3 protein-coding genes and 1 pseudogene are annotated in these 3031 nt (G+C 42.2%); all 4 read left to right on the top strand.

The window, feature by feature from the left end; translation table 11 throughout:
* Positions 1-140: pseudogene (locus EI162_RS13900) on the top strand (IS982 family transposase); the annotation flags it as partial.
* A gap of 63 nt (positions 141-203) precedes the next feature.
* A complete protein-coding gene (locus EI162_RS13895) occupies positions 204-1199 on the top strand; it encodes a DUF368 domain-containing protein (RefSeq protein WP_192524892.1) in 996 nt (331 codons plus the stop codon).
* 267 nt (positions 1200-1466) lie between these two features.
* Positions 1467-1868, top strand: a complete 402-nt coding sequence (gene aciT, locus EI162_RS13890; protein ID WP_225735405.1) for an AciT family ciprofloxacin tolerance protein — start codon at positions 1467-1469, stop codon at positions 1866-1868.
* A gap of 276 nt (positions 1869-2144) precedes the next feature.
* Positions 2145-2651: an SCP2 sterol-binding domain-containing protein gene (locus EI162_RS13885; RefSeq protein WP_192524891.1), complete on the top strand. Its 507-nt coding sequence runs from the start codon at positions 2145-2147 to the stop codon at positions 2649-2651.
* Positions 2652-3031: the final 380 nt, after the last annotated feature.

Below are 3031 nucleotides of genomic sequence, written 5' to 3'. Positions count from 1 at the left end.
TACAAAGGGTACGAGCAAGAGATTTATGGCATTTGTCTCATCGATTGATTCGTAAGATTCTGTCTCATAATCTATGCTTTGTACTCAACAAAAAACTTGGTAACCCGCCTCTTCAGTTTGAATTGCTTATTTCAAGTTGAGAGTGGGGTTTTAACTATATCTTGATACAATTGAGTCAATTTTAAAATAATGAAGGATTGTCCATGACGACACCACACTCACCGCGGCCAAACGAGTCGTCAGCGCCACAGCCATTAGATAAAACCCCTGTTCCTACTTCTGCATCCAGCGATAGCCCAAAGCAGCTATTCGGGACTTACATCAAAGGCATGGCCATGGGTGCCGCGGATATCGTACCTGGCGTCTCTGGCGGCACCATTGCGCTGATTTCAGGTATCTATGAACGCTTGATTAACGCACTGGGCAGCATTGGTCCCAATCTTTGGCAGATATTTCGACAAGAAGGTGGTATCAAAGGCTTGCTCGCGGTATGGCGACAGGTCGATGCGACATTTTTATTGTGTTTGGTATTGGGTATTGCCACTAGCATCAGGACTTTGGCGGGCATTATTAAGCACTTGTTAGAGAATCAGCCGCTACTGATTTGGTCGTTCTTTTTTGGACTGGTCATCGCTACAGTATTTATCTTACTAAGTGAGATTAAGCGTTGGAACATAGGACGGGCAGCATTATTCGTCATTGGCCTGTGCGCTGCTGTAGTCATCAGTAGTTTGCCATTACTGGCGACAAACCCAAGCTTACCCTATTTATTTTTTGCAGGGGCAATCGCCATTTGTGCAATGATATTACCTGGGGTATCTGGGTCATTTATTCTGCTGTTACTGGGCGCTTATGATGCGGTGTTAGAGGCAGTACATACGCTTAACTTTACTATAATATTCACCGTCGTCGCAGGTATGGCAACGGGACTGTTATTATTTACCCACGCGCTTAAATGGTTACTAGCTCGCTATTATCAAGCAACGCTTGCACTACTCACCGGTTTTATCGCCGGCTCGTTGGTAAAAGTATGGCCGTGGAAAGTAGATGCTTTAGGGTCGCTAAATAGTGAGGCGATAAACAATGTTCTGCCATGGCAATACCCTACTGGCGCGCATTGGCTAACGACATTAGGGCTCATGCTACTGGGTGCGGTTTTGGTGTCGCTGTTGTCTTTGTGGGGTCATCGCCGTCATTAACGGTAAAAATATCATACGACAAACTTGTATCAACATCGCTTTCATTCAGATTGAGGACGTGCCCTAGCAAAACCATCTCTCTACTTTCAACAATAAGCGCTTAGCCTTGCGGCGCTTATTTCAAAATCCTGCAACACCACATCAAAGAAACCCTCCAAATAATCAAACGTCAACTGTTGTCGCAAAGTCGCCTTTGCCCTCTTTAGCTTTACTCAGCAAACTTTCATAATAGCCCCATTGAAGTTCACCTTATGAATAGCGAGATGAATGATGTTACTGACTATATTTTCTTTTATCGGTATCGATACCTGGAGCACGGCGGCATTGCTGGGTTATGGTTTATTGGCAGGCTTGATAGTGGCGCTCGCGTTATCCTCACAGCGCTGGCTACTGCTCTACTTATTCGGCGGTATGGCCTATTGGCTGACAGTGGAAGCGATCCAAAGTATGTTATCCAGTCGTCCTATGCTCTCAGAGCTATCGGAATGGCACAGCTATATTGTCGCCATGGGCATCAGCTGGTTACCTTTGGCCAGTTGGGTATTATATCGGGCGTTACGTTATGAGGATGTCAGCCAATCTGTTCGGCAGCAGCGTGAGTTGCAAGCGGCGCGCTATATCGAACATACCCCTGTTTATGATGATGATTACCAACCGCGCTTCTATTAATACAATCAATTAATAAAATCAATCCAAAATAAAAGCGAGGCAAGTCAAACAGTATTTTGCATTTGTACTCATTTTCCTTGCTATTCCCATTTTTATGCATGGTATAAGCTTATCTCAATCAAAGTAACGTCATCTAATGTTACAAGATACTTAACGCTCTCTACGTAACTCCTAAAGAATAGATAGCACTGAATCGTTTATAATCTATCTATATATTTGTCGCAAAAATTGTTATAAAGTACGCATTATTTTGCGTTTCATTTTAGGAGTTTGATTATGTTTACTGTTCCTGTATTAGATATTAAGTCTGATCCGTTAGATGCGTTATTGGCAGTGATTGGCTACCGCTTGTCCATGCTTGCTGATAGCAACGACGAAGACGTCAAAGCGCTATTCGCTGATCGCAATGTCACGATTGAATTCGCTAGTAAAGAGTCTGATATTGCCCGCTCTTTTAGTTTTGCCGATGGTCAATTTAGCCAACAAGGCGGTCATGCCAAAGACGCTGATTTGACGATTAGCTTTAAAGATTCTATGACTGGCGTTAAGCTGTTGACCAAAGGCAGTCTGCCAGATTTTATGACTGCGGTACAAGAAGGCAACTTAAGCATCGAGGGCGATTATAGCCTAATGATGTGGTTCAATAAACTTGCTAAACATATTGTGCCGGCCATCCCAGAAGAGTGCAAACCGTACCTCCAAAAAGCTAAGCCTTATGCTTATAAAGCACAGCAGTTTGCCAATCATTGGGTCGGTGTTGCTAAGCATAAGCTGGGTAAATAAGTAAATCGAGTAAGCTTATAATCACTATTTCCTATAATAACTAATTATAGATAAACTGTCTTAAGATAAGTTACCTTACTCTGTAGCTGTATTCTGATTTTCTAAAAAGGTTGCGGTATACTATATCGCAGCCTTTTTTTTGGCTAAAAAACTATAATAGACAAAAAACATCTACGCTTATATCACTCACAAAAATTAGAGTAGCAAGGAAAACGACTGCAAGTGCTACGAACTGTAGACTAAACAAGTTTGACACGGCTAATCGTACTTTTTGGGTTTGGTATTATTTTATACGTTAATGCTTACTATCTTTATAAAAGGATTTGGTGGTGTTCTAAAAAGTATGCTGGCATCAGACATAGCCATAATTGACATAGAAG

Source organism: Psychrobacter sp. FME6, from assembly GCF_014861365.1.
Lineage (GTDB): Bacteria > Pseudomonadota > Gammaproteobacteria > Pseudomonadales > Moraxellaceae > Psychrobacter.
Note: the sequence above shows the minus strand (reverse complement) of the source record. Positions and strands in the feature narration are given on the sequence as shown.

Bases quoted from the DNA above. Each gene is read 5' to 3' on its own strand.
- EI162_RS13885 (WP_192524891.1), top strand. From the start codon at position 2,145: ATGTTTACTGTTCCTGTATTAGATATTAAGTCTGATCCGTTAGATGCG.
- EI162_RS13895 (WP_192524892.1), top strand. From the start codon at position 204: ATGACGACACCACACTCACCGCGGCCAAACGAGTCGTCAGCGCCACAG.
- aciT (WP_225735405.1), top strand. From the start codon at position 1,467: ATGATGTTACTGACTATATTTTCTTTTATCGGTATCGATACCTGGAGC.